A 2440-nucleotide genomic window follows, 5' to 3' on the forward strand; every position below is an offset into this window, starting at 1 on the left:
GGATGCCGGGATAGGTTTCCAACAGGTCGGAAATCACCAGAGTCAGCGCAGTTTGCGCGATCTGGTTTTGCAGATCCAGCGCCGAGGTACGGTATTGCGGGTGATCGTGCGGCAGCGGCGGTGGGTCTTGCCCGACCAGCAGCCCCGGATGCACCATGATCAGCGCGCCGATGCGCGACGCCTCCGCCAGCACAGGGCGCAGGGGTTGCACCGCGTCCGCTGTCAGAAAGTAGTTACCCGGCAGGATCACACCGGGCAGACCCAGGTGACGGATCGCGGCCATTTCCCGTGTTGCCAGCGCAATATCGGCCAGCGGCAGGCCGGCAAGTCCGATCAGCCGGCCTTTGGTTTCGTTAGTGAGACCCACAAGATGACGATTGAAGGCGGAGATCGCGGGCGCATACTCTGCCGGCAGCAGGTCAACACCGAGCGCACCCGGAAAGGTGATCATTCGATGCGTGATGCCCATTGCATCCATCTGCGCAAGGCCAACCGCCGGATCCGAATAGGCAGCAGAGAACGGGAATTCGCCATTCATCGCCAGCATGGATTCTGTCCCGTCAGGGAGACGGCGCAGGCGCGGCCGCCCCTGGCGTTTGCGCAAGATTTCCGGCAATGCCCCGCCGTAGAAATGCGCGTGCATGTCAATGCGAAACCCTGTCATGGCCGCTCCTTCGTTGTCGGGAGAGAAAAGCACAGCTTCGACACCGGGGCAATTTCCTTTAACGCTTCCGCAAGACATTCGGCGCATATTGGGTTGATAGGGGCGGCTGCCTTGTTCTCAACACAGATGTGTTGCGGTGCGGGAAAATGCCCATAGTTTTTCCATATTCTGCCCAAGGTCTTGCGCTTTACTTAACGCAGTCAAAAACCGGTGGAGCCAAGAAATGCAGATATTTAGTCAAGAGCAGGTGGTGAATTCAGCTATCGTCGGATGGGGCGCGCGGGTCATGCTCCTTGCGGATGCGACGGAGCCGCGCGACAGCAAGGCAGGCATTCGAATCGCTGGTCTTGGCGGGCAGATCGAGCTGCGGAATGACGCTTTTTCCGCGATCAACGCCTTGAAAGCCGACCTCGCCGATTTTGATCTCTTTGTGATCGAATGTGATCCTATGGGCGGATTGGCCGCCAGCGAAAAACTGGTCGCACTGTTGCGCGAGGATGGCGTCGGAATGCCTGTAATTCTGGTATCGTCGGAATGTCGGGAACAAGCGTTTCCGCAGGAAACCTGCGACCCGATCATCTTGCGCGCGCCGGTTTCGGCGGTGTCGCTTCGGGTGGGGTTTGAGCATGCAATGCGCGACCGGACGATGTTCCACGCCGCCTGAACGTCGGCCAACGCCTTTATCCAACAAGAAAAGAGCCGATATGAAAAGGGCCAAGCCAACGGCCCGCCCCCAGACATGAGCCTATGCCCGAAACCTTACGCGAGCGAAAGGTTGGTCGCCGATTCGCGGCCATCCCGGCCCGCTTCGATATCGAAGGTTACCGCAGCGCCATCGGCCAGCGTCCGCAGACCCGCCCGTTCCAGCGCGGTGATGTGAACGAACACATCCTTGCTGCCGCCTTCAGGCGCGATAAAGCCGAAGCCCTTTGTTTCGTTGAACCATTTCACGGTGCCCTTGGCCATCGTGATCACTCCTGTCTTTTCTCCGCCCGCATCATGCGGCGGCTCGGCACGTCAGCTGAGAATCGAGTTGCTGTGGCCGTAAGACGGTAGGCAGTGTTCGATAGAGATAACGTCGCACGCCACAATTAGCCCCTGTTGGACAAAAAATCAAGGGATTCGCTTGTTCCGGGCTTTCATCAGCGGAAAACAGTGGCGTATCATCGGGCAGAATGGGCAGGATGTGGAAAAGCGGAGGAATGACCATGGCAGAGATCAGCAAGGATTTTGACGGGCAGACCGTGATCACGACGTTCGAGATGTCACCCGGAACGGCCGCCGATCTGATGGAGGCGCTGCAATCGGCCTATGCGGAATTCATCCGGCACCAACCGGGGTTCCTCGGTGCGGGGCTTCACATGAACGACGCACAGACCCGGATCGCCAATTATTCGAAATGGCGACGGCGCGAGGATTTTCAGGCCATGCTGCGGACGGGCGAGATGCGCGAAAGAAACCGGGTAATCCACGGCTTATGCAGCCGGTTTGAGCCAGTGATGTATGAGGTGGTCGAAGTGTTCTGACGGGCAACGGTCGACCGGTCACAAAGTGTCAGGGGGCATCTTCCGCGCGCCCAACCATCGTTGGACTCGCCGCTTTGAAAAGCGGCTGGGTCCCACAGGGTCGGCTTCCTCCTCCCGCAGGCGCAACCTGATCTTCCGTTCCGGTTGGCGGCGTTGCGAATACTCCCAGTTTCCGCAGGATATCGGGATTGCCTCGCCTCAACGTGGTTTTGCGCGCTGAATCATACCGAACAGATCGCGCGGATCGTCC

Annotated in this window: 4 protein-coding genes; 2 read left to right on the top strand and 2 right to left on the bottom strand. The window is 59.1% G+C overall.

Going from position 1 to position 2440, the window contains the following annotated elements; translation table 11 throughout:
* On the bottom strand, window positions 1-664 hold a 664-nt coding region (locus L0H65_RS18350), incomplete at its 3' end, for a hypothetical protein (RefSeq protein WP_301460651.1).
* 223 nt (window positions 665-887) lie between these two features.
* Between L0H65_RS18350 and L0H65_RS18355 the strand changes: the two genes are divergently transcribed.
* Window positions 888-1328: a hypothetical protein gene (locus L0H65_RS18355; RefSeq protein ID WP_301460652.1), complete on the top strand. Its 441-nt coding sequence runs from the start codon at window positions 888-890 to the stop codon at window positions 1326-1328.
* A gap of 95 nt (window positions 1329-1423) precedes the next feature.
* Here the strand turns inward: L0H65_RS18355 and L0H65_RS18360 are convergent, their stop codons facing one another.
* On the bottom strand, window positions 1424-1630 hold the full coding sequence (locus L0H65_RS18360) for a cold-shock protein (protein WP_301460653.1): 207 nt from the start codon (window positions 1628-1630) through the stop codon (window positions 1424-1426).
* Window positions 1631-1872: 242 nt separating this feature from the next.
* Here L0H65_RS18360 and L0H65_RS18365 point away from each other — a divergent pair, with 242 nt between their 5' ends.
* On the top strand, window positions 1873-2190 hold the full coding sequence (locus L0H65_RS18365) for an antibiotic biosynthesis monooxygenase (RefSeq protein ID WP_301460654.1): 318 nt from the start codon (window positions 1873-1875) through the stop codon (window positions 2188-2190).
* The last annotated feature ends 250 nt before the right edge of the window (window positions 2191-2440 follow it).

It is taken from the genome of Pseudorhodobacter sp. (assembly GCF_030452865.1).
Taxonomy (GTDB): domain Bacteria; phylum Pseudomonadota; class Alphaproteobacteria; order Rhodobacterales; family Rhodobacteraceae; genus Pseudorhodobacter.